General features: G+C 70.9%; 19 protein-coding genes. 13 read left to right on the plus strand and 6 right to left on the minus strand.

The genetic code is table 11. The annotated features are described in order from the left end of the window. Nucleotides 1-99 precede the first annotated feature (99 nt). The 7 genes from ABD733_RS03060 (at nt 100) to ABD733_RS03090 (ending at nt 10,411) form a co-directional block, all read left to right on the plus strand. A complete protein-coding gene (locus ABD733_RS03060) occupies nt 100-3,537 on the plus strand; it encodes a DNA polymerase III subunit alpha (RefSeq protein WP_344793557.1) in 3,438 nt (1,145 codons plus the stop codon). A gap of 277 nt (nt 3,538-3,814) precedes the next feature. Then, nucleotides 3,815-4,822 (plus strand): LacI family DNA-binding transcriptional regulator, encoded by a 1,008-nt coding sequence (locus ABD733_RS03065; protein ID WP_344793558.1) that lies wholly within the window; start codon nt 3,815-3,817, stop codon nt 4,820-4,822. A gap of 98 nt (nt 4,823-4,920) precedes the next feature. Next, nucleotides 4,921-7,026, plus strand: a complete 2,106-nt coding sequence (locus ABD733_RS03070) for a GMC oxidoreductase (protein ID WP_344793559.1) — start codon at nt 4,921-4,923, stop codon at nt 7,024-7,026. Between the two features lie 22 nt (nt 7,027-7,048). Next, nucleotides 7,049-7,825 (plus strand): carbohydrate ABC transporter permease, encoded by a 777-nt coding sequence (locus ABD733_RS03075; RefSeq protein WP_344793560.1) that lies wholly within the window; start codon nt 7,049-7,051, stop codon nt 7,823-7,825. Nucleotides 7,826-7,993: 168 nt separating this feature from the next. Then, complete coding sequence (locus ABD733_RS03080) at nt 7,994-9,007, plus strand: NAD-dependent epimerase/dehydratase family protein (protein WP_344793561.1); 1,014 nt, start codon at nt 7,994-7,996, stop codon at nt 9,005-9,007. Nucleotides 9,008-9,032: 25 nt separating this feature from the next. Continuing rightward, entirely contained in the window at nt 9,033-10,058 is a 1,026-nt protein-coding gene (locus ABD733_RS03085) for a glutathione S-transferase family protein (protein ID WP_344793562.1), read from the plus strand. Then, on the plus strand, nt 10,055-10,411 hold the full coding sequence (locus tag ABD733_RS03090; protein ID WP_344793563.1) for a TraR/DksA family transcriptional regulator: 357 nt from the start codon (nt 10,055-10,057) through the stop codon (nt 10,409-10,411). Before ABD733_RS03085 ends, ABD733_RS03090 begins: the two co-directional genes overlap by 4 nt. 82 nt (nt 10,412-10,493) lie before the next feature. Here ABD733_RS03090 and ABD733_RS03095 read toward each other — a convergent pair whose 3' ends face one another. Further along, nucleotides 10,494-10,907, minus strand: a complete 414-nt coding sequence (locus ABD733_RS03095) for a Dabb family protein (protein ID WP_344793564.1) — start codon at nt 10,905-10,907, stop codon at nt 10,494-10,496. 119 nt (nt 10,908-11,026) lie between these two features. Here ABD733_RS03095 and ABD733_RS03100 point away from each other — a divergent pair, with 119 nt between their 5' ends. The 3 genes from ABD733_RS03100 to ABD733_RS03110 all read left to right on the plus strand — a co-directional run bounded on the left by ABD733_RS03100 (nt 11,027) and on the right by ABD733_RS03110 (nt 14,442). After that, complete coding sequence (locus ABD733_RS03100) at nt 11,027-12,358, plus strand: GAF domain-containing protein (RefSeq protein WP_344793565.1); 1,332 nt, start codon at nt 11,027-11,029, stop codon at nt 12,356-12,358. Nucleotides 12,359-12,490: 132 nt separating this feature from the next. Continuing rightward, the gene (gene exaC / locus ABD733_RS03105; RefSeq protein ID WP_344793566.1) at nt 12,491-14,032 is read left to right on the plus strand and encodes an acetaldehyde dehydrogenase ExaC; all 1,542 of its coding nucleotides are present in this window, start codon (nt 12,491-12,493) and stop codon (nt 14,030-14,032) included. Next, a complete protein-coding gene (locus tag ABD733_RS03110) occupies nt 14,029-14,442 on the plus strand; it encodes a DUF779 domain-containing protein (RefSeq protein WP_344793567.1) in 414 nt (137 codons plus the stop codon). Before exaC ends, ABD733_RS03110 begins: the two co-directional genes overlap by 4 nt. Before the next feature lie 25 nt (nt 14,443-14,467). On the opposite strand, the gene ABD733_RS03115 is transcribed toward ABD733_RS03110, so the two are convergent. Continuing rightward, a complete protein-coding gene (locus tag ABD733_RS03115) occupies nt 14,468-15,076 on the minus strand; it encodes a hypothetical protein (RefSeq protein WP_344793568.1) in 609 nt (202 codons plus the stop codon). 65 nt (nt 15,077-15,141) lie between these two features. Here ABD733_RS03115 and rplU point away from each other — a divergent pair, with 65 nt between their 5' ends. The 3 genes from rplU (at nt 15,142) to ABD733_RS03130 (ending at nt 17,012) form a co-directional block, all read left to right on the plus strand. Further along, nucleotides 15,142-15,453 (plus strand): 50S ribosomal protein L21, encoded by a 312-nt coding sequence (gene rplU, locus ABD733_RS03120; protein ID WP_344793569.1) that lies wholly within the window; start codon nt 15,142-15,144, stop codon nt 15,451-15,453. A 17-nt stretch (nt 15,454-15,470) separates the two neighbouring features. Further along, nucleotides 15,471-15,728, plus strand: coding sequence for a 50S ribosomal protein L27 (gene rpmA / locus ABD733_RS03125; RefSeq protein WP_344793570.1), 258 nt, complete (start codon nt 15,471-15,473; stop codon nt 15,726-15,728). A gap of 315 nt (nt 15,729-16,043) precedes the next feature. After that, nucleotides 16,044-17,012 (plus strand): phosphodiesterase, encoded by a 969-nt coding sequence (locus tag ABD733_RS03130; RefSeq protein ID WP_344793571.1) that lies wholly within the window; start codon nt 16,044-16,046, stop codon nt 17,010-17,012. Nucleotides 17,013-17,132: 120 nt separating this feature from the next. On the opposite strand, the gene ABD733_RS03135 is transcribed toward ABD733_RS03130, so the two are convergent. From ABD733_RS03135 to ABD733_RS03150, 4 genes are all read right to left on the minus strand, one after another. Further along, nucleotides 17,133-18,677 carry a stealth conserved region 3 domain-containing protein gene (locus tag ABD733_RS03135; RefSeq protein WP_344793572.1) on the minus strand — a complete coding sequence of 515 codons (1,545 nt, stop codon included), beginning with the start codon at nt 18,675-18,677 and terminating at the stop codon, nt 17,133-17,135. 115 nt (nt 18,678-18,792) lie between these two features. After that, nucleotides 18,793-19,167 carry a DUF6804 family protein gene (locus tag ABD733_RS03140; protein ID WP_344793573.1) on the minus strand — a complete coding sequence of 125 codons (375 nt, stop codon included), beginning with the start codon at nt 19,165-19,167 and terminating at the stop codon, nt 18,793-18,795. A gap of 24 nt (nt 19,168-19,191) precedes the next feature. Next, entirely contained in the window at nt 19,192-19,752 is a 561-nt protein-coding gene (locus ABD733_RS03145) for a GDSL-type esterase/lipase family protein (protein ID WP_344793574.1), read from the minus strand. Further along, nucleotides 19,749-21,323 (minus strand): SDR family oxidoreductase, encoded by a 1,575-nt coding sequence (locus ABD733_RS03150; RefSeq protein WP_344793575.1) that lies wholly within the window; start codon nt 21,321-21,323, stop codon nt 19,749-19,751. Before ABD733_RS03150 ends, ABD733_RS03145 begins: the two co-directional genes overlap by 4 nt. Between the last annotated feature and the right edge of the window lie 37 nt (nt 21,324-21,360).

Consider the following 21,360-nt stretch of genomic DNA (forward strand, 5'->3'; position numbering starts at 1 on the left):
ACACTCCGCACGCGCTCCCGGCTACCGGGTCGCAATCGGCTCCCGGTGACCTACACTGTTCGAACACACGTTCGAATCGAGAGCCGAGAGGCGGTCGCCGTGAGCTTCACCCACCTGCATGTCGCCTCGTCGTTCAGCGCTCACTACGGCACCGCCAGCCCTCTCGAGCTCGTCGGGCAGGCCGCCACGAACGGTGCCGACGCGGCCGCGATCACCGACCGCGACGGCCTCTACGGCGCGATCCGGCACATCGGCGCCTGCCGCCTCGCGGGCATCGACCCGATCGTCGGCGTCGAGATCGGGGTCGCGAGCGCTCCGGTCGCCGGGCGCGGGCCGACCGCCGCCGACGCCGACCGCGTCGTCGTACTCGCGCACGGGCGGCTCGCGGGCGCCGGCTGGGCGTCCCTCTGCCGTCTCATCAGCGCGGCTCACGGGCGGGCGACCCGGCGCATCAGCGGCAGCGCCAACAGCGTGGCCACGATCGCCCGGAGCCGCATCCGCGCCTTCCTGGTCGGCGACGACGGCGCGACGGGCACGGTGCTGCTCGGGCCCGACTCCGACGTGGGGCGCGCGGTCACGGCCGGCGAGCACGCCCGGGCGGCCGCACTGCTCCGAGACTGGGCGGCCGAGCTGCCGGGCGGCGTCGTCGTCGAGGTGGTCTGCCACCTCACCGAGCCGGGCGAGAGCCGCAGCCTCCGCCACGCGGCACGCATGCTGGAGCTGGCGGAGGCCGTGGGGGTCCCCGCGATCCTGAGCAATGCGGTGCGGTACCGCGATCCCGACGGCGCCGTCACCGCCGACGTCCTCGACGCGGCCGGGCACCTGGCCGCGCTCGGGTCGTTCGAGCCGCAGCCGAACGCGCAGGCCTGGCTCAAGGAGCCGGGCGACATGCGGGCCCTCGCCCACAGGATCGCCAGCGTGTCGTCGCTCGACCGCCGCTCCGCAGAAGAGATGCTCGCCGCGACCGAGCAGCTCGCCGACCGGTGCCGGCTCGACCCCGACTCCGATCTCGGCTGGCGCCGGGCGAAGGTGCCCGAGCTGAGCGCGATCGGCGTCGACGGCGACCCCGACCGGGTGCTCCGGATGCGGGCCGAGGCGGGTGTGACCGAGCGCTTCGGCGACGTGTCGATGGCGAAGCGCGAGAAGATCGAGAGCCGGATGCGCGACGAGCTGCAGACCATCACCGGCTTCGGTTTCGCGGGCTACTTCCTGACCGTGGCCGACGTGTCGCAGATGATGCGCGAGATGCGGGTCCGGAACGCCGCCCGCGGCTCCGGGGCGGGCAGCCTCGTCACCTACCTGCTGCGCATCTCGAACGTCGACCCCCTCGAGCACGACCTGCTCTTCGAGAGGTTCCTCGGCAGCAAGCGCGAGACCCTCCCCGACATCGACATCGACGTCGAGTCGGCCCGGCGGCACGAGGTGTACCGGGCGATCTTCGACCGCTACGGCAGCAACCGGGTCACCCTGATGTCGATGCAGTCGACCTACCGCGGTCGCGGCGCGGTGCGCGACGCCGGCCTCGCCCTGGGGCTCGACGAGGAGCAGATCGACCTCGTCGCGAACAACGTCTGGCGCTCGAACGCCCGCGATCTCCGGCGGGCGCTCGAAGAGAAGCCCGAGCTGCGCGAGATCGCCCAGCTGATCAAGACCAACGACCAGATCAACCTCCTGGTCGACCTCACCGAGCGGCTCGACCGCCTGCCGCGGCACATCTCGATGCACCCGTGCGGCGTGATCCTGGGCGACTCCGACCTCCTCAGCATGACGCCGGTGCAGCCGAGCGGCATGGGGCTGCCGATGAGCCAGTTCGACAAGCACGACATGAACGACGCGGGCCTGCTGAAGCTCGACGTGCTCGGGGTGCGCATGCAGTCGTCGATGGCCTTCGCCCTCGACGAGATCGAGCGGGTCAACGGGTCGCGGGCGGCGGTCGCGGGCGCGCTGCCGGTCGACGTGCCCTACGTCAACCGGCAGGGGCGCGTCGAGCTCGACGCGATCCCCCACGACGACGAGCCCACCTACGAGGCGATCCGCACCACCCACACCCTCGGCATGTTCCAGATCGAGAGCCCCGGGCAGCGCGAGCTGATCGGCAAGATGCAGCCCGACCAGTACGAGGACCTCATCGCCGACATCTCGCTGTTCCGGCCGGGCCCGATGAAGGGCAACATGGTCGCTCCGTTCCTCGACACGAAGCACGGCTTCCAGAAGCCCGACTACCTGCACCCGTCGTTCGCGCCGTTCCTCCGCGACAGCTACGGGGTGGTGATCTACCACGAGCACGTGCTCCGGATCCTGCACACCACCATGGGCGTCTCGCTCGCCGAGGCCGACGAGATCCGGCGCGCCATGGAGAAGCGCGACGACCTCGAGGAGCGCTTCCGGCGCGAGACTGCCCAGAACCTCGACGAGCAGGGCCGGAGGCGCTTCACCGACAAAGACATCGACCGCATCTGGGCAGTGCTCAAGGGCTTCGGGTCGTTCGGCTTCTGCAAGGCGCACGGGGCGGCCTTCGCCCTGCCGACCTACCAGAGCGCGTGGCTGAAGACGCACTACCCGGCGGAGTTCCTGGCCGGCATCCTGACCCACGACCCCGGCATGTACCCGCGGCGGCTGATGCTCACCGAGGCCAAGCGGATGGGCATCCCGGTGCTGCCCCTCGACGTCAACCTCTCTAGCGACGTGTACCGGGTCGAGCGGGTCCGGCCGCCGCGCACCCCGGTGGCGCGCACCAACCCGGGCGAGCTCGGCATCCGCCTCTCGCTCGCCGACGTGCAGGGCATCTCGGAGCACGAGCTCACCCGCATCCTCGAGAACCGCCCCTACACGTCGATCGCCGACTTCTACCAGCGGGCTACTCCCTCCCGGCGGCTGTTCGAGCGGCTCGGGCAGGTCGGCGCCCTCGACTCGCTGGGCGGCGAGGGCCGGACCCGCGGCGACGTCCTGGCGCGCATCCGTCAGCTCACCGGGCGTGCCACCCGGCCGAAGCCCTCCGACGCTGTGAACCAGCTCGACTTCGACGTCGACGACTCGTCGTCGGTCCCGGTCGGTACGCCCGACGTGTCGCCGCGCGAGCGGGTGAGCGACGAGCTCGACATCCTGTCGATGGAGCTCTCGGAGCACGTCATCGAGAGCTACCGGCCGATGCTCGACGACCTCGGGGTCACCCGCGCCGCCGACCTGCTGAACCACTGGAACGGCACCACCGTGCTGGTCGCCGGAATCCGCATCGCCACGCAGACCCCGCCGATGAAGAGCGGTCGGCGGGTCGTGTTCATCAGCCTCGACGACGGGACGGGCTGCTCCGACTCCACGTTCTTCGACGAGGCGCAGCAGCGCGCGGGGTCGCTGCTGTTCGGCACGAAGCTGATGCTGATCCAGGGGCGCACCCGGCGCACCGGCGAGCGCGGCATCTCGCTCGAGGCCGACAACGCATGGGATCTCAAGCAGCTCTGGCGCGACTGGCAGGCGCAGCGGGCGTCGGGCGCTGCCGGGGCGCTCCATCCGTCGGGTGCGCTGCAGGAGGAGTTCTGATGTGCGCGAGAGGTGCACGCAAGGAGCCGCGCTGCACGCCAGCAGCTGCACGCAAGGAGGAGTTCCCACGCACCCTTCCTCTTCCCGGTGCGTCCCGACGAGCACTCTCCTCTTCCCCTGCACCCCGCCGGCCCGCACTCCTCTTCCCGTGCGGGGCGTTCCTCTTCCCGTACGAGGTGTTCCTCTCCGGCAGCAGAGGCATCGCTACGATCGTCGGAGGCTACCCGGAAGAGAGACGGCCATCGACAGACCACCCGCGCGAACCACGATCGTCGACGTGGCCCGCCTCGCCGGCGTGAGCAAGGGCGCCGCGTCGCATGCTCTGAACGGCAGGGCGGGGGTCTCGGAAGAGACCCGGGCGCGCGTCAAGGCGGCAGCGCTCGAGCTGGGCTGGACGCCGAACAGCACCGCCCGCGCGCTGTCGGGCTCCCGGTCCGGGGCGATCGGGTGGGCGATCCTGCGCACCCCGAAGTCGTCGACGATCGACCCGTACTTCACCGACCTCTTCGCCGGCATCGAGCTGGAGCTCGCGACGACCGACGTCGCCCTCGTGGTGAAGCTCGTCGCCGACCGGGACGAGGAGGAGGCGCTGTACCGCCGCTGGGCCGCCGAGCGGCGGGTGGACGGGGTGCTTCTGACCGATGTGGCCGCCGACGAGCGCCGCTACGCGCTCCTCGGCTCGCTGGGGCTCCCGGTGTCGTCGTTCCGGAGCCTCGTCGCGGGGCAGCCGACCGCCGACGAGGTCCCGTCGATCTGGATGGCCGAGAGCGTCGGCGTCGACCGTCTGCTCGACGAGGCCCACGCGCTCGGCCACCGGCGGATCGCGTGGATCAGCGGCGTTTCGACGCAGCTCTCCGTCGTCGTCCGCGAGCGGGCCGCCTCTGCGTGGGCGGCGGCGCACGACGCGGTCGTCGTCACCCGGTTCACCGACTACAGCACGGCCGAGGGCACCGCGGTCGCGGCGGAGCTCCTCGCGGAGTCCGACCCGCCGACCCTCCTCGTCTTCGACAACGACCTGATGGCCTTCGCCGGTCTCTCGACCTGCCACTCCCTCGGGCTCCGCGTGCCGGACGACGTGTCGGTGGCGTCGTTCATCGACTCCGACCTGTGCTCCATCGCCGTCCCGCCGCTGACCGCCCTCCGCCACGAGATCGTCGACTACGGCCGTGCCCTGACGAGGCGGCTCCTCGACGTGCTCGACGGGAACCCGGTCGACGAGACGGTCCTGCCCGGAGTCGAGGTGGTCGTGCGCCAGAGCATCGGGCCCGTCCCCGAGACACCCTGACGGCGTTGACCCCCGCTTGCGACCGGTGCTACTTTCAACAGCAGTAAACCGGTTTAGTCGCCGGACCAGTCACTGACCCTCACCGGAGACGGCCACCCATGACTCTCGATGCCCTCCACACTCTCGTCGCTCAGCACGAAGACGCACTCCGCTCGCTCGTCGACCTCGTGGTCCCCCGAGACGACTTCCCCTCGGCGTCCGACAGCGGCGCCCTCCGCCACCTGTCCCGCCTTCTCGACGAGAGGCCGGACTGGGAGCCCAGGATCACCGCCCTCGTCACCGCGGCCGGAGAACGGCCGACGACGCTCGAGTCGCACCCCGACTGGCCCTGGTTCGCCGGGCTGGTGTCGTCGGGCTACTACGCGGATCCTGCGAACGAGGGCAACGACGGCGCCGCCTCATGGTCAATGATCGGCTGGCGCCGCGACCCCGCCGGCGGCTGGCCCGTCGACGTGCCGGTCGCGGAGGCCGGGCGCACGGTGATCACGGCCGGGCAGGCGCAGGATCGCTACGACGCGATCGTCATCGGGTCGGGCGCCGGTGGCGGGGTGGCGGCGTGCGGCCTCGCCGAGCAGGGCCGCCGCGTGCTGGTGGTCGAGTCGGGCCGCTGGCCATCGATCGCCGAGCTCTCGACCGACCACATCCGGAACCCGCGCTCGGACTGGGGCGTCGCCCCGCTCTCCGGACCGCCGAACCAGGGCAACCCGCGCGTCCTGGACGACGGACGGACGCACCTCCCCCTCCGCCCCTCCGACTACGCCTGGAGCAACAACGCGATGACCGCCGGGGGCGGCACCCGTGTCTACGGCGCGCAGGCCTGGCGCTTCACCCCGCTCGACTTCCGCATGGCGTCGACCTACGGCGTGCCGGACGGCGCAGCTCTGGCCGACTGGCCCATCGGCTACGACGACCTCGAGCGGTACTACACGCGCGCCGAGCGCGAGGTCGGCGTGAGCGGCGACTCCGACGGCACCTGGGGCGGTCACCGGAGCGAGCCGTTCCCCATGCCGCCCCTGCCGACCGGCAGACAGCGGGCCCGGCTCCAGGACGGCGCCGACCGGCTCGGCATGTCGACGGTCCACGTCCCGCTGCTCATCAACTCCACCCCCTACCTCGGCCGCCACGCCTGCCAGCAGTGCTCCATGTGCGTCGGGTTCGCCTGCCCCGTCGACGCCAAGAACGGCAGCCAGAACACGATGCTCACGCGGGCCTTCGCGACGCGACGCTGCGAGATCCTGCTCGAGACCCGCGCGGTCCGGCTGCGGACCGACGCGGCCGGACGGGTGGTGGGGGTCACCCTGCGCGGCACCGCCCCGGGCGACAGCTGGGAGCGCGACATCGACGCGGCAGAGATCGTCGTCGCGGCCGGCGCGGTCGAGTCGGCCCGCCTCCTCCTCGCGAGCACGAGCGACCGCGAGCCGAACGGGATCGGCAACAACGCCGACCAGGTCGGCCGGCACCTGCAGGCGCACGTCTACGGCGGCGCGACCGCTCTCTTCGACGACGTCATGGAGGACTTCGTCGGCCCCGGGCCGTCGATCGCCACGACCGACTTCCGCCACGGCAACGAGGGGCTGGTCGGCGGCGGCATGATCGCGAACGAGTTCGTGGCCCTGCCCGCGAACATCTACACCTACCTGAACTCGGTCGGGCTGCTGCCGGCGTCGGGCATCGAGAGCAAGCACGGCATGCGCGACCTCGCCCGCCGGATGGTCCGGCTGATGGGACCGATCCAGGAGGTGACGATGGCCGACTCCCGCGTGCGGGTCGACCGAGGCACCGTCGATGGCACGGGCATGCCGGTGGCCGTCCTCAGCGGGACCAAGCACCACGAGGACTTCCTGAACCGGTCGATGCTCGCGGAGCGGAGCGCCGCCTGGCTCCGCGCCGCCGGAGCCCGGACCGTCACGACGATGGGCGGGTCGGAGGAGGAGTTCCTCCGCGGCGGCCCGAGCGGCGGCCAGCACCAGGCCGGCACCTGTCGCATGGGCGACGATCCGGCGACGAGTGTCGTCGACGCCGTCGGCCGCGTCTGGGGCCACGACAACCTGCGGGTCGCCGACGGCTCGGTCCACGTGACGAACGGCGGCGTGAACCCGGTCCTGACGATCTTCGCCACGGCGCTCCGGACGATCGAGGACATGGCCGGCGGCTGGACGACGCTGCCCGAGGCCGCCCGGGTGGCGGTGCCCGCGAACGCGTGAGCCGTCTGGTTGGCTGGGACCTGTGACGACGAGACGGGGCGGGTGGGCGCGGTTCGCTCTGCTGTGCCTGATCACCGCCGTGATCCTGGTGCCGGTCCTGCACACCGTGCTCGGAGCCCTGGCGCCGGGCGGGCGCATCGGCCTCGGCACCCTGTCGGGTCTCGCCGGGCTCGTCGCGGGCCCGGCGCTCCCCTGGTTCGCCAACAGCCTCGCCGTCTCCCTGGCGTCGGTCGCGGTCTGCGTTCTCATCGGCGCGCCGGCGGGCTACGTCCTGGCCCGGGGCCGCGCGCGGGCCGTCGGCGGCTACGCCCTCCTCGTCTTCGTGCTGCAGGCGTTCCCGGTGGTGACCGCCGTCGTGCCGCTGTTCCTCCTCTTCGCCCGCGTGCAGCTCGTCGACTCGCTCCCCGGAGTCGCGGTCGTCTACATCGGCACGAGCCTCGCCGCCGCCACCTGGATGCTCAGCGTCTCGATCGCGACGATGCCGGTCCAGCTCGAGGAGGCCGCGTGGCTCGACGGCTGCTCCGTAGCGGGCGCGTTCTTCCGCGTCATCCTGCCCGGAGCCCTGCCCGGCATCCTGTCGACCGGGATCTTCACGTTCCTCCTGTCGTGGAACGACTACCTCGTCGCCCTGGTGTTCCTGCGGTCGCAGCAGAACTACACGCTCGCCATCGGCCTGGAGTCGGCCGGCCACTCCCCGCAGCTGGCGCTCCTCATGATGCTGCCTCCGGTGGTCCTGTTCGCCGTCTTCCACCGCTCGTTCCGCACCGACGGCGTGAGCGGGGCCTTCGCCGGGCGCTGAGCCGCTCCTCCGCCGGACGCTGTGCCGCTCCTCCGCCGAGTGCTGTGCCACTCCTCCACAGGCTCGCCGGACGCTCCCTCTGTACCCCGACCGAGCGCCGGCCGAGAGACGCCCCGCCGTTCGACGCGTAGCGTCCTCGGCAGGTCGGAGGACGAGAGGAGGGCCGCCATGCGAGTCGTCGTGGTCGGAGCAACGGGGAACGTCGGAACGGCGATCCTCACGAGGTTCCAGAACGAGCCGGGCGTCGAGCTCGTCGGTGTCGCCAGGCGCGCGCCGCGAGACGACGCGCCGCCGTACGTCGGTGTCGAGTGGCACGCCCTCGACGTCGGCGTGAGCGGCGCCGTCGAGCGACTGACACCGGTCTTCGAGGGGGCCGACGCCGTCGTGTGCGTGGCGTGGGCTCTCCAGCCCAACCACGACGAGCGCAGGATGCACCGCACCGACGTCACCGGGACACGGCACGTCGCCGAGGCGGCCGCCCGGGCAGGCGTCCCCCAGTTCGTCTACGCCTCGTCGGTCGGCACCTACGCCGAGTCGACCAAGCGGGTGCGGCGCGACGAGTCGTGGCCGGCCACCGGGCTCGCCTCGTCGGTGTACTCCCGACACAAGGCGATCAACGAGGAGTGGCTCGACGCGTTCCAGCTCGAGCACCCGGAGGTCGTCGTCTCGCGCCTCCGTCCGGGGCTCGTCCTCCAGCAGGGTGCCGCGGCGGAGATCATCGGGCTGTTCGCCGGGCGGAGGGTGCCGACGCGCTGGCTCCAGAGGGCGACCCCGCCGATCCTGCCGCTCTCCCGGCGCTTCGTCTCGCAGGTGGTGCACGCCACCGACCTGGCCGAGGCGTTCTGGAGAGTCGTCGACCTCCGCGCTGGCGGCGCCTTCAACATCGCCACCGAGCCCGTCGTCGACCCGGCGCTCGTCGCGGGCGTGCTCGACACCCGGACGATCCCGTTCCCCTACCGCGCGCTCCGCCTCCTCGTCTCCGCGACGTGGCGGCTCCGGGTGCAGCCGACCGACCCCGGCTGGGTCGACATCGCGGCGAAGGTGCCCGTCATGTCGACCGAGCGGGCCCGGACGATCCTCGGCTGGTCGCCGAAGGTGCCCGCCGACGCCGCGGTCGCGGCCATGGTCGTCGGCATCGCGGAGCGGTCGAACGTCGAGTCGTCGCCCGCCCTCCGCGGCTGACAGGGGCACCTCGTAGGGTGGGCGCATGAGCGACGCCGATTCGACGCCCGGGAGCTACGTCACCCCCGGCCAGGAGTACACCCGCGACACCAACTACATCGAAGACCGCATCACCCGCGACGCCGTCGACGGCTGGCCGGTCGAGGCGGGCCGCTACCGGCTGGTCGCCGCGCGCGCCTGCCCGTGGGCCAACCGCTCGGTCATCTCGCGGCGGCTGCTCGGCCTCGAAGACGCGATCTCGCTCGGGCTCCCCGGCCCGACGCACGACGCCCGCTCCTGGACCTTCGACCTCGATCCGGACGGCGTCGACCCCGTCCTCGGCATCGAGCGCCTGCAGGAGGCCTTCTTCGCCCGCACCCCCGGCTACGCCCGAGGCATCACCGTGCCCGCGATCGTCGACGTCCCGAGCGGCAAGGTCGTCACCAACAACTTCCCGCAGATCACGCTCGACTTCGCGACCGAGTGGACCGCCTTCCACCGCGACGGCGCCCCCGACCTCTACCCGGAGCACCTCCGCGACGAGATCGACGACGTGTCGGAGGTGGTCTTCCGCGACGTCAACAACGGCGTGTACCGCGCCGGGTTCGCCGGGTCCCAGGGCAGCTACGAACGCGCCTACTCGCGCCTGTTCGACCGCCTCGACTGGCTGGAGGAGCGGCTCAGCACCCAGCGGTTCCTCGTCGGCGACACGATCACCGAGGCCGACATCCGCCTCTTCACGACGCTGGCCCGCTTCGACGCGGTGTACCACGGCCACTTCAAGTGCAACCGGAACAAGCTCATCGAGATGCCGGCGCTCTGGGCCTACGCTCGCGACCTCTTCCAGACCCCGGGCTTCGGCGACACGATCGACTTCGATCAGATCAAGAAGCACTACTACATCGTGCACAGCGACATCAATCCGACCGGCATCGTCCCTGCCGGGCCCGACCCGTCGGGCTGGCTGACGCCGCACGACCGCGACGACCTCGGCGGCCGGCCGTTCGGCGACGGCACACCACCCGCTCCCCCGCGGCAGGGCGAAGAGGTGCCGCCGCTCCTGGCCGCGTGAGCGACCCCCGTCCTGCGCCCGACGTCGTCCACGGCCGTCTCGACGGCATCCGCGACGACGCGCTGAGGCTCGCCGAGCGGCTGGGCGCCGACATGGTGGCGGTCTCCGAGGCCCGCGACGCGTCGAACGTCGACGACGAGCACGATCCGGAGGGCTCCACCATCGCGTTCGAGCGGTCGCAGCTGGAGGCCATCCGGCGCTCGACCCTCGAGCGAGCCGCCGAAGCCACCTCGGCGCTCGCGCGGCTCGATGCCGGCACCTACGGGCTCTGCGCGAGGTGCGGGCAACCGATCGCGGCCGCCCGGCTCGACGCGAGGCCCATGGCGGCCCTCTGCCTCAGCTGCGCTTCCTGACCAGCGCGCCTCCGTCGAGAGGGCCGAAGCGCACGCCCTCGGGCCCGAAGACGTGCGATTCAGCCCACTCGGCGGCGCCGGGTCAGTCGACGAAGTCGTAGACGAGCACTCCGGCGATGAAGGGACCGGCGAACTCCTTGAAGGCGGCGTGCGCGCGGTCGAAGTACTCCAGGTCGGTCTGCACGGGCGCTCCGACGTAGTAGTTGCGGTCGCCCTCGGAGGCGAACCGCATGACGACCCCGAGCTCGAAGCCCTGGTCGGCCCCCTCGCCGCTCGCCTGCTCTCCGGCCTGGATCGACACGATGTAGCGGCCCCGCCGAGGATAGGGCTCACTCTGCAGCAGCCGGAACCGCGCCTCGACCTCCCTGCGCTGCTCGGGGGTGGTGTCGTCGGTGAACCGGAACAGGACGATGTGGACGACGTCGCCCGGGGCGTAGTCGGGGGCCGTGAACCGCTCCACGCCGACGCGGTCGAGTTCTGCTCGGAGATCCGTCATGACCCGAGTCTGCACCCGTGCTCCTTCCGCAGGCCGGAAGGCCGACGTAGGCTGACGGTGCACGACGGCGACGGCCACCACCCGACGCCGCAATCGACGACGATTGGCGTGAGACGACGGTGACGGATCCGAAGACGAGTGACGACACGCGCGCGGTCGCAGGTCAGGCGAGCGGCCGGACCACCGAGCGCCGCACCGGCAGGGCGCCGGCGAACCCGTGGCTCGCCGTGCCGTCCGGCGAGGCCGACCACCGGCACACCCGCCGGGTCGTCGCCGAGTCGTGGGAGCGCGCCCGCGGGCACCGCCTCGATCCGGAGCGGCTCCTGCCCGAGTTCGAGCTGCCGGAGGGCGACGTCGCCGACTACCGGGCCGCGCACCCGCTCTCGCTCCTGCTGCCCGTCGTGAGGTCTCTCCTCCTGCAGGACATCGAGGGCTCGGGGCTCCTCGTCGCGCTCGGCGACGAGAAGGGGAGGCTCCTCTGGGTGGAGGGCGACAGCCAGGCGAAGCGCGCTGCCGAGGACATGCGCTTCGTCGAGGGGGCCGGCTGGGCCGAGAGCCGCGTGGGCACGTCGGCTCCCGGCACGGCTCTGGTCCTCGACCACGGGATCCAGATCCGCGGGTCGGAGCACTTCAACGTGCTCGTGCAGAGCTGGTCGTGCACCGCCGTCCCGATCCACGACCCGGTGACGAGGGCGATCCTCGGCTTCCTCGACATCACCGGCGACGACCGCGCCGTCGGTCCGCACACGCTCCCCCTCCTCCAGGCGACGGCCGCCGCGATGGAGGCCGAGCTGATGGTCGCGCGACTCCGCACCTCCCCGCGCACCACACCCGCGAAGCGCAGGATCGCGCAGGCGACGGCGGCCGCGCCGGCCACGCTCTCGGTTCTCGGCCGCGACGTCGCCCTCCTCTCGGACGGTCGGCGCATCGTCTCGCTGAGCGCCCGCCACAGCGAGCTGATGACCCTGCTCGCGGCGCACCCGCTCGGCCTCAGCGCGGAGGAGCTCGCCAGCCTCGTCTACGGCGACCCGGCTGCTGTCCTGACCCTCCGCGCCGAGATGGTGCGGCTCCGGCACGCGCTCGAGGTGCTCGACCCGCGGCTCGCTCCGCTGTCGCGCCCGTACCGGCTGCTGGCGCCCCTCGACTCCGACATCGCCCGGGTCGTCGCGCTGCTCGACCGGGGTGCGCACCGGCGGGCCGTCGAGGCGTACACCGGGCCGATCCTGCCGGGGTCCACAGCCCCCGGCGTCGAGGAGCTCCGCGAGAATCTGTCGCGGAGGGTCCGCGAGTCGCTCCTCGCCGACGCCTCCGTCGACGTCCTGCTCGACTACGCGGGCTCCGCCGGCGAGGACGACCGCGAGGTCCTGATGGCAGCGCTCGGGATGCTCCCCCGGCGTTCGCCGCGCCGCGCCGGGATCGTGGCGCGGCTGGAGCTCCTCGACCGGGCCTGACTACCGCCGCCTGGCAGGCGCCGAGGCGCCCTCCAGCTCGCAACCGTCTGCAACCCCGACCGCCGTACCGTCGCCTTAGGGCACGGGTGAACCCCGCGCTCCTTTGACAACGTCGTCGAAAGGGACAGGACAATGACCGTCACCACTCCTCCGAACACCTACGCCAGCCCGGGATCGCCCGACGCGAAGGTGCAGTTCAAGCCCCGCTACGACCACTTCATCGGCGGCGAGTACGTCGCCCCGTCGTCGGGTCAGTACTTCGAGAATCCCTCCCCCGTGAACGGCAAGGTCTTCACCGAGGTCGCCCGCGGCAATGCCGCCGACGTCGACCGCGCCGTCGAGGCGGCCTGGCGCGCCTTCGACTCGTGGAAGAGGACGACCATCACCGAGCGCTCGATCATCCTGAACAGGATCGCCGACCGCATGGAGCAGAACCTCGAGATGCTCGCGGTCGCCGAGACCTGGGACAACGGCAAGCCGATCCGCGAGGCCCTCGCCGCCGACGTCCCGCTCGCCATCGACCACTTCCGCTACTTCGCGGGCGCCATCCGCGCCCAGGAGGGGTCGACCGGCGAGATCGACGGCGAGACGGTGGCCTACCACTTCCACGAGCCGCTCGGCGTGGTCGGCCAGATCATCCCGTGGAACTTCCCGCTGCTCATGGCGGTGTGGAAGCTCGCCCCGGCTCTCGCGGCCGGCAACTGCGTCGTCCTGAAGCCGGCCGAGCAGACGCCCGCGTCGATCCACGTCTTCATGGAGCTGATTCAGGATCTCCTCCCGGCCGGCGTCCTGAACATCGTCAACGGCTTCGGCGTGGAGGCCGGCGCACCTCTGGCCTCGCACCCGAACATCCGGAAGATCGCGTTCACCGGCGAGACCACCACCGGCCGCCTCATCATGCAGATGGCGTCGGAGAACCTCATCCCGGTCACCCTGGAGCTCGGCGGCAAGAGCCCGAACGTCTTCTTCGCCGACGTCGCCGACGAGAAGGACGACTTCTACTCCAAGGCGCTCGAGGGCTTCACCTTCTTCAACCTCAACTCGGGCGAGGTGTGCACGTGTCCGTCGCGCGCCCTCGTGCAGCAGTCGATCTACGACGGGTTCGTGGCCGACGGCCTGGAGCGCGTGAAGCAGGTCAAGCAGGGCAACCCGCTGTCGATGGACACGATGATCGGAGCCCAGGCCTCGAACGACCAGCTCGAGAAGATCCTGAGCTACATGGACATCGGCAAGCAGGAGGGCGCGAAGCTGCTGCTGGGCGGCGACCGCGCCGACCTCGGCGGCGACCTGACCGACGGCTACTACGTCAACCCGACGATCTTCGAGGGCCGGAACTCCATGCGGATCTTCCAGGAGGAGATCTTCGGCCCGGTGCTGTCGCTCACGAGCTTCAGCGACTACGACGACGCCATCAAGATCGCCAACGACACGCTCTACGGCCTCGGCGCCGGCGTCTGGAGCCGCAACGGCGCGCAGCTCTACAAGGCGGGCCGTGACATCCAGGCCGGGCGAGTCTGGTCGAACACCTACCACCAGTACCCGGCGGGAGCGGCCTTCGGCGGCTACAAGCAGTCCGGCATCGGACGCGAGAACCACAAGATGATGCTCGACCACTACCAGCAGACCAAGAACCTGCTGGTGTCGTACGCCGACGGCCCGATGGGGTTCTTTTGATCCCTGAGGCCGGATCGGCGGACGGCACACAGACGGCGCTGTCTCGGGTCGACGTCTCACCCGAGGCAGCTGCCTTCCTCGTCGAGCTGACGGCGAAGCACGGGCCCCTGATGTTCCACCAGTCGGGAGGCTGCTGCGACGGCAGCTCGCCGATGTGCTACCCGGTGGGCTTCTTCCGCGTCGGCGCGGTCGACGTCCACCTGGGCGACCTCCACGTCGAGGGGCTCGCCCCGATCGAGGTGTTCATGTCGAGGAGTCAGTTCGAGTACTGGAAGTACACGCACCTGACCATCGGCGTGGTGCCCGGTCGAGGTGCCGGCTTCAGCGTGGAGAGCCCCGAGGGCAGACGCTTCCTGATCAGGTCGCGGATGCTCACGGACGACGAGCTGCGGGAGTTCGAGCTGGTGTAGGGGCGGGTCGGGGCACGATCCGAGATCAGCCGGGCAGGGCGTACACGCCGTGACCGGTGCGCAGGATCGTGCCCTCCCGGGCCAGGTGCGACAGCGTCGACAGGACGCTCGACCGCCTGTACTCCGGAAGGCGGCGGGCGATCTCGACGGTGCTGAGACGGCCGTCCGCGAGGACCGCCGGGATGCGGTCGGCCAGCGACCCCTCGGCCGGGCCGTCGGCGTCGTCGTCGTCCCGGGGATCGTCGTGCGCGTAGTCGAGCCGGGCCTCCGTCAGCGCCTCGGCGGTGACCTTGGCGACCGAGCCCGACGCCGTGGCGTAGGGGGCGAGCGTGAGGGAGCGGCCGACCCGGTTGTAGACGTTCGACGCGCTGGTGCCCTGGTGCTCGGCGATCTCGGGGTACGAGGCGCCGCCCAGGAGGAGGACCGCCTCGCCCTCGAGCCCCAGCCACTGACCGAGCGCCGCGAGCTCCCAGCCCGCCGTCGTGACCGCCGAGCCCCAGACCTCGATGTCGTCGCCGTACTCGTCGAGGAGGCGGCCGAGGTCGTCGGCCAGCTCGGCGACGCGCTGCCTGGCGTCGTCGACGATGTCGCGCGTGAACCGCGGGGGGTGGCGAAGTTTGATCGGTCGTGACATTTGTGAAAGACTACCCAAGTTGTCCGGCGACCCGGGCGACCTCATACTTCTCGAGGAGCACCCCCATGGCATTCGCAATCGTGCGCGCCGGTGGCCGTCAGGAGAAGGTCGAGGTGGGCACCATCGTGACCGTCGACCGTCTCAAGGCGTCCGAGTCCGACACCGTCACCTTCGTCCCCGTCCTGCACGTCGACGGCGACACCATCCTCTCTGGCGACCAGCTGTCCACGGTCGTCGTCGAGGGCGAGGTCCTGAACGACCTCCGCGGCCCGAAGATCGTCATCCAGAACTACAAGAACAAGACCGGCTACAAGCGGCGCATGGGCTTCCGCGCCGACCTGACCCGCGTCAAGATCACCTCCATCACCACCAAGTAACCAGGGGCTGAGAACACATGGCACACAAAAAGGGCGCATCGTCCACTCGCAACGGCCGCGACTCCAACGCTCAGCGCCTGGGCGTGAAGCGCTTCGGCGGCCAGGTCGTCTCCGCGGGCGAGATCCTCGTCCGCCAGCGCGGCACCCACTTCCACCCCGGCGTCAACGTCGGTCGCGGCGGTGACGACACCCTGTTCGCCCTCGCCCCCGGCGCGGTCGAGTTCGGCGCCAAGGGCGGCCGCAAGGTCGTCAACATCGTCGCTGCGTCCGTCTGACGACACAGCACCGCCCTGCAGCAGCCGGACTGCTGCGGGCTGAAGAGCAGGCCGTCCTTCGGGGCGGCCTGCTTTTTCGATCCTGCGCATCACGATTCTGAATAACTGCCCCCAGACCCGAACGGGGTCCTCGCGCCCACGATCCGGAGCGGCTAATCTCGGGCGAGTTCGTCTCTTGTTCCGTCATGGTTAACCGACGCGCGCGGTGCGATTCACCAGAATCTCCCCCACCGGGTGATGGACTGTCTACGAACAAGCAGTAGCACCATCGTCGGGCGTCACTGTCGCCCACGTCGGCACACGAATGTGAGAATCATGGACGCCCGGACGGCTGAACACCCTCGGCCGGATCACTTCATCCTGCACCTCAGCGACACCCACCTCATCGCCGGCGACGGCGACCTGTACGGAGACGTGGACAGCGAGAGCCGCCTGCGTCAGATCCTCGGCGAGCTCGAGGAGTCCGGCGCCCGACCGGAGGCGATCGTCTTCACCGGCGACCTGGCCGACAAGGGCGAGGCCGGTGCCTACCGCAAGCTCCGCCTGCTGATCGAGCCCGTCGCGGCCCGACTCGGCGCCCAGGTCATCTGGGCCATGGGCAACCACGACGACCGCTCCGCCTTCCGCGAAGAGCTCTTCGGGCAGATCCCGTCGCAGCGTCCGGTCGACCTCGTCTACGACGTGAACGGGCTGCGGATCATCACGCTCGACACGACCGTGCCGGGCTCTCACTACGGCGAGCTCACCGGCGACCAGCTCGACTGGCTGGCTGAGGAGCTGGCGACGGACGCGCCCGACGGCACGATCCTGGCCATGCACCACCCGCCGGTCCCGAGCATCAAAGACCTGACCGTCCTCGTCGAGCTCCGCGACCAGCCGGCTCTCGCAGAGGTCATCGAGGGCAGCGACGTCCGCTCGATCATCGCGGGGCACCTGCACTTCTCGACGAACGCCATGTTCGCCGGGGTCCCGGTCTCGGTCGCGTCGGCCACCTGCTACACGGCCGACCTCAACCTGCCGGTCGATGCCACCCGCGGGCAGGACGGCGCCCAGTCGTACAACCTCGTGCACGTCTACCCCGACACGGTCGTCAACTCGGTCGTGCCGATCGGGAGCTTCCGCACCGTCGGAGAGTACGTCGGACCGGAGGCGGTCGCCGCGCGTCTCGCTGCGGCGGGCGTCACGATCCCGGCCTCGAGGCCGCGCCACCGCGCGGAGCCTGCCGAGCCGCTGCTGCCGCCGACCCGCGACCTGTCGCTGACCGGGCCCATCGGGACGCTCTGAGTCGCGAGGCGCCGCTCGCATCCCGCATCGGCGCCTCGCGTCGGCTTCGGCGCCGGTCCGCGGACCGGCTCCGCTGCCGCCGTGCGGCGCCGTGCGCTCCAGCGGCTCCGGCGAGCGGGGCTAGACCTCCCAGGGGGCCTTGAACGGGAAGTAGCGCTCGAGGAAGTCGGTCACGACGGTCGTGCGCTCCTCGTCGGTGACCTCGGGGAAGCTGCCGTCGTTCAGGCAGAAGAAGTCGTACGACCGCTTCTTGAGCAGCTCGGAGAGGAAGGCGAGGCCTGACACCATCGTGGTGTCGACGTAGCTGACCTTCGCGTTCTCCTGGACGATCGCCCGCCCGGTCATCAGCGCGTAGTAGTGGTAGAGCGAGTTCGTCACGGAGATGTTCGAGGCGGCCCGGAACGGCGACGCCGCCGTGTCGCGGAACTCGTCGGCGAACTCGTGCTCCATCTCGGTGAGGACGCTCTTCCGGAGCGGAGCGGCCGTGTGCTCGAGGTGGCGCGTCGTCACACGCCCGAAGCGCTGCTGGAGGAGGGCCCGGTTCACCCGGGCGGCGTTCTCGAAGCCGGATCGCTCGGCGTTGTTGAGACCGAGGCCGATCCTGGTCTCCGCCTCGATGAACTTGGTGATGGAGCCCGGCGAGAAGAACATGTGCGGGCTCACCGGACGCCCGAAGAACATGTCGTCGTTCGAGTAGAGGAAGTGCTCGCTCAGCCCCTGGATGTGGTGCAGCTGCGCCTCGACGGCCTGCGAGTTGTGGGTCGGCAGGACGGACGGGTCGACGAAGAACTCCTCGCTCCGGACGATGCGGACCCGCGGGTGCTCGGCCAGCCAGGCGGGAGCCGGCGAGTCGGTCGCGATGTAGATGTTCCGGACCCACGGCGCGAACATGTAGACCGATCGGAGGGCGTACTTCAGCTCGTCGATCTGCCGGAAGCGCGCGACCGAGTCGTCGCCCTCCCCCACCGTGTGGCGCTTGGCCCGCGCTGCACGCGCCCGCTGGTACTCGACGGAGTTGCCGTCGACCCACGAGAAGACGATGTCGATGTCGAAGGTGATGTCGGTGGCGTGGTCTTCGAACATGTGCTCGAGGGTGACCCACTGCAGGCCGTACCGCTCGATGGAGACCTCGACGGCCTCGGAGCGGGGCAGCTCGGTGCGCATGAGCGCGTTCTCGACGGGGACCAGGACCTCGGTGTCGGTGGTGGTCCAGAACTCGATCTGGACGGCCAGGGACGCGCCGTAACGGAGGCGGCCGATGGGCTCGACACGCGGCCGGTAGAGGCGGAGCACCCGCTCCTGATCGGGGCCGAAGCCCTCTTCGGAGACCAGCTGCGCGCGACGTTTTCCGGCCTTGGAGTAGAACGGCTCGGTGCGGCTCGCCTCGGCGAAGGCCTCTTCGAACCGGTGGCGCTGCGTCTGGTCGACGGCGATGACGGGACGGTCGCCGTTGCCGCGGACCAGCAGGTGCGGCACGGAGGCGTCCTCGAGGACGCGCTTGACGAAGACGAGGTCTTCGAGCATGGACTGCTGAGGGGTCAGGTGGCCGTTCACGAGCGTGAACTGGCCTTTTCGCAGGACGATGTCGCCGCGATCGAGGCCGCCGGAGGACGGGCGGGGGGTGAGAAGAGGACTCTCCGCCGAGCCGACGATCTCGCTGCCCATTCAGACTCCGTTCCTGCGCGGCCCGGGTGGCCGAAACACTGCAATCCCCTGATTTTACTCTGACCGGATGTGATCTCGGGACGCCGCTGCCACGAGGCCTCTCGGTGCTGGCCGGCTAGCGCCTGCGGGCAGCCGTCCGGCCGGGCGCGGGAGCCGGAGCATCCGGAGCAGGCACCCGCACGCGGATCGCCGTCACCACGAATACGACGGCCGCCAGGAACTGCAGGATCAACCACGGCTTCCCGGTGATCGGGATCACGTAGACCGGGTTCCACAGCACGACGATCGCGGCCAGGAACGGCAGATACCCCCAGGCGCGGCCGCGGAAGGCGAAGACGCACAGGATGGCGGCCAGGATCGCGACGACGTAGCGGAACACGACGAAGATGGTCGTGTCGACGAGCGACGCGCCCGCCACGAGGGCGATAGCCCCGAGGAGACCCGGAGCCAGCGCGGGGCGCAGGAACGCGGCCTTCTCCGGTGTGGGCATGCCCCCGAGTCTACCGGGCGGCGGTCAGCGGATGATGCGGATCGGGCGGCTCATCGGCGGCTCGCCGCGGAGCCGCTCGAGGGCCGGTCGGAGCTCGTCGAGCCAGGCGTCGTAGCCGGCGGCGTTGAGGTGCAGCCCGTCGTCGGTGTAGTCGTCGCGGAGGTGGTCTCCATCCGCGAGAGCCGGCCAGAGGTCGAGGTACTGCGCCCGGACCGTCGCGGCGAACTGGCGCAGGTGCCGGTTGGCGTCCTGGATGCGGTCGCTGAACTCGGGCGTCCGCGGGGTGACGGACTGCAGCAGGAGCCGCGCGCCGGGCAGCCTGCGGCGGAGGTCGACGAGGATCGTCTCGGTCGCCCGGACGACCTGCTCGACCGACCGCTTCGAGCCGAAGTCGTTGGTGCCGATGAGCAGCACGATCGAGTCGGGGGCCGCGTCGACCACCGCATCGAGCCGGGCCTGGACGTCGGCGGTCGTGTCGCCGTCGACTCCGAGGTTCGTGACCTCCTCGTCGGGGAACCAGCTCTGCCAGTCGCCCGCCGCCGTCAGGCTGTCGCCGAGGAAGAGGAGCTTCTCGCCCTGAGTCATCGCTGATCTCCTTGAGTCGTTGGTGCCGCTGCGGTCGTTGGTGCCGCTGAGTTCGTCGGTGCCGCTGAGGTCGAGGTCGGCATCGCTGCCGGCGTCGGATCGGACACGGCCGTCGGTTCCATCTCGGCTGTCGCCGCGATCCGATTCAGCATGCCCGAGAAGATTATCCCGTGGAACGGCAGGATCGAGTACCAGTACAACCTGCCGCTCAGCCCGGTCGGGAAGAACACGGCCCGCTGACGGTAGTGCGATCCGGTCGGCCTCTCCTCGACCCACATCTCGAGCCAGCCGCGACCGGGCGCCTTGAACTCGGCGCGGAGACGCAGGAACCTGCCCCGGTCGATCTTCTCGACCCGCCACCAGTCGACCGCGTCGCCGGTGCCGAGGGTCGTCGCGCTCCGCCGGCCGCGCTGCAGCCCCACTCCCCCGGCCAGTCGGTCCATCCAGCCTCGCGCGGCCCAGGCCAGCGGGAACGAGTACCACCCGTTCTCGCCGCCGATGCCCTCGATGACGCGCCACAGCTGTGCGGGAGATGCCGCGGTGTCGATCTCGCGGTCGTCAATGTAGACGGTGTGGCCCGACCAGTTCGGGTCGCTCGGCAGCGGGTCGCTCGGCGCCCCGAAGACCGAGCTGTCCTGCCAGCTCGTCTCGACCTCTCCGTCGCGCATCTTGCCGAGGGCGAGGCGGACCGCCCGCCGGTACGGGGTCAGGCCGCCCTCGGGCGGCGGCACGAGGCCCTGGATGTCGTTCTCGCGGACCACGCAGTCGTACTGGAGCGACGCGATGATCGGCACGGCGAGCGAGCGCGGGATCGGCGTGACGAGGTTGACCCATTGCGACGCGAGCCACGGCGTCAGGACGGGCAGCGGCGCGATCGGCCGCTGCTTGAGGCCGGCCTCGACGGCGTAGCCGTTCATCATCTGGCCGTAGCGGAGCACGTCGGGCCCGCCGATGTCGAAGGAGCGGCTGATGCTCGGGTCGAGGTCGGCGGAGGCGATCAGGTAGTGCAGGACGTCACGGACCGCGATCGGCTGGATCTTGTTGCGGACCCATTTCGGCGCGGGCATGTAGGGCAGCACGTCGGTGAGGTGGCGGATCATCTCGAACGACGCCGATCCTGATCCGATCACGACGCCCGCCTGCAGCGCGACCGTCGGGACCCCGCTGGCCAGCAGGATCTCGCCCACCCGCTTGCGCGACTCCAGGTGGGGCGAGAGCGCGCCGTCGGGGTGGAGGCCGCCCAGGTAGACGATCCGCGAGACACCGGCTGCCGCGGCCGCGTCGGCCAGCTTCTCGGCCGCGTCTGCCTCGGCCTTCTCGAAGTCGCCTCGGCCGGCCATGGCGTGGGCCAGGTAGTAGACGACGTCGACGCCCTCGACCGCGCGGCGGACGGCAGTCGCGTCGGTCAGGTCGCCCTGGGCGATCTCGACCTCGTCCTCCCACGGCACGTCGTCGAGCTTCTCGGGCGTCCGGACGAAGACGCGGACGTCGTAGCCGGCTTCGACGAGGCGCGGGGCGAGACGTCCGCCGATGTAGCCGGTGGCGCCGGTGACGAGTGCTTTTCGGGACATGGCCACACGCTACGCCGAGCAGGTCACGGTCTCACAG

Origin of the sequence: Frondihabitans peucedani, assembly GCF_039537585.1 — a bacterium.
GTDB classification, from domain to species: Bacteria; Actinomycetota; Actinomycetes; order Actinomycetales; family Microbacteriaceae; genus Frondihabitans; species Frondihabitans peucedani.

What these genes read in the sequence shown, in the direction of transcription:
- exaC (WP_344793566.1), top strand. Translation starts at nt 12,491, where the DNA reads ATGACCGTCACCACTCCTCCGAACACCTACGCCAGCCCGGGATCGCCC.
- ABD733_RS03135 (WP_344793572.1), bottom strand. Translation starts at nt 18,677, where the DNA reads ATGGGCAGCGAGATCGTCGGCTCGGCGGAGAGTCCTCTTCTCACCCCC.
- ABD733_RS03145 (WP_344793574.1), bottom strand. Translation starts at nt 19,752, where the DNA reads ATGACTCAGGGCGAGAAGCTCCTCTTCCTCGGCGACAGCCTGACGGCG.
- ABD733_RS03150 (WP_344793575.1), bottom strand. Translation starts at nt 21,323, where the DNA reads ATGTCCCGAAAAGCACTCGTCACCGGCGCCACCGGCTACATCGGCGGA.
- rplU (WP_344793569.1), top strand. Translation starts at nt 15,142, where the DNA reads ATGGCATTCGCAATCGTGCGCGCCGGTGGCCGTCAGGAGAAGGTCGAG.
- ABD733_RS03140 (WP_344793573.1), bottom strand. Translation starts at nt 19,167, where the DNA reads ATGCCCACACCGGAGAAGGCCGCGTTCCTGCGCCCCGCGCTGGCTCCG.
- ABD733_RS03130 (WP_344793571.1), top strand. Translation starts at nt 16,044, where the DNA reads ATGGACGCCCGGACGGCTGAACACCCTCGGCCGGATCACTTCATCCTG.
- rpmA (WP_344793570.1), top strand. Translation starts at nt 15,471, where the DNA reads ATGGCACACAAAAAGGGCGCATCGTCCACTCGCAACGGCCGCGACTCC.
- ABD733_RS03070 (WP_344793559.1), top strand. Translation starts at nt 4,921, where the DNA reads ATGACTCTCGATGCCCTCCACACTCTCGTCGCTCAGCACGAAGACGCA.
- ABD733_RS03095 (WP_344793564.1), bottom strand. Translation starts at nt 10,907, where the DNA reads ATGACGGATCTCCGAGCAGAACTCGACCGCGTCGGCGTGGAGCGGTTC.
- ABD733_RS03115 (WP_344793568.1), bottom strand. Translation starts at nt 15,076, where the DNA reads ATGTCACGACCGATCAAACTTCGCCACCCCCCGCGGTTCACGCGCGAC.
- ABD733_RS03080 (WP_344793561.1), top strand. Translation starts at nt 7,994, where the DNA reads ATGCGAGTCGTCGTGGTCGGAGCAACGGGGAACGTCGGAACGGCGATC.
- ABD733_RS03085 (WP_344793562.1), top strand. Translation starts at nt 9,033, where the DNA reads ATGAGCGACGCCGATTCGACGCCCGGGAGCTACGTCACCCCCGGCCAG.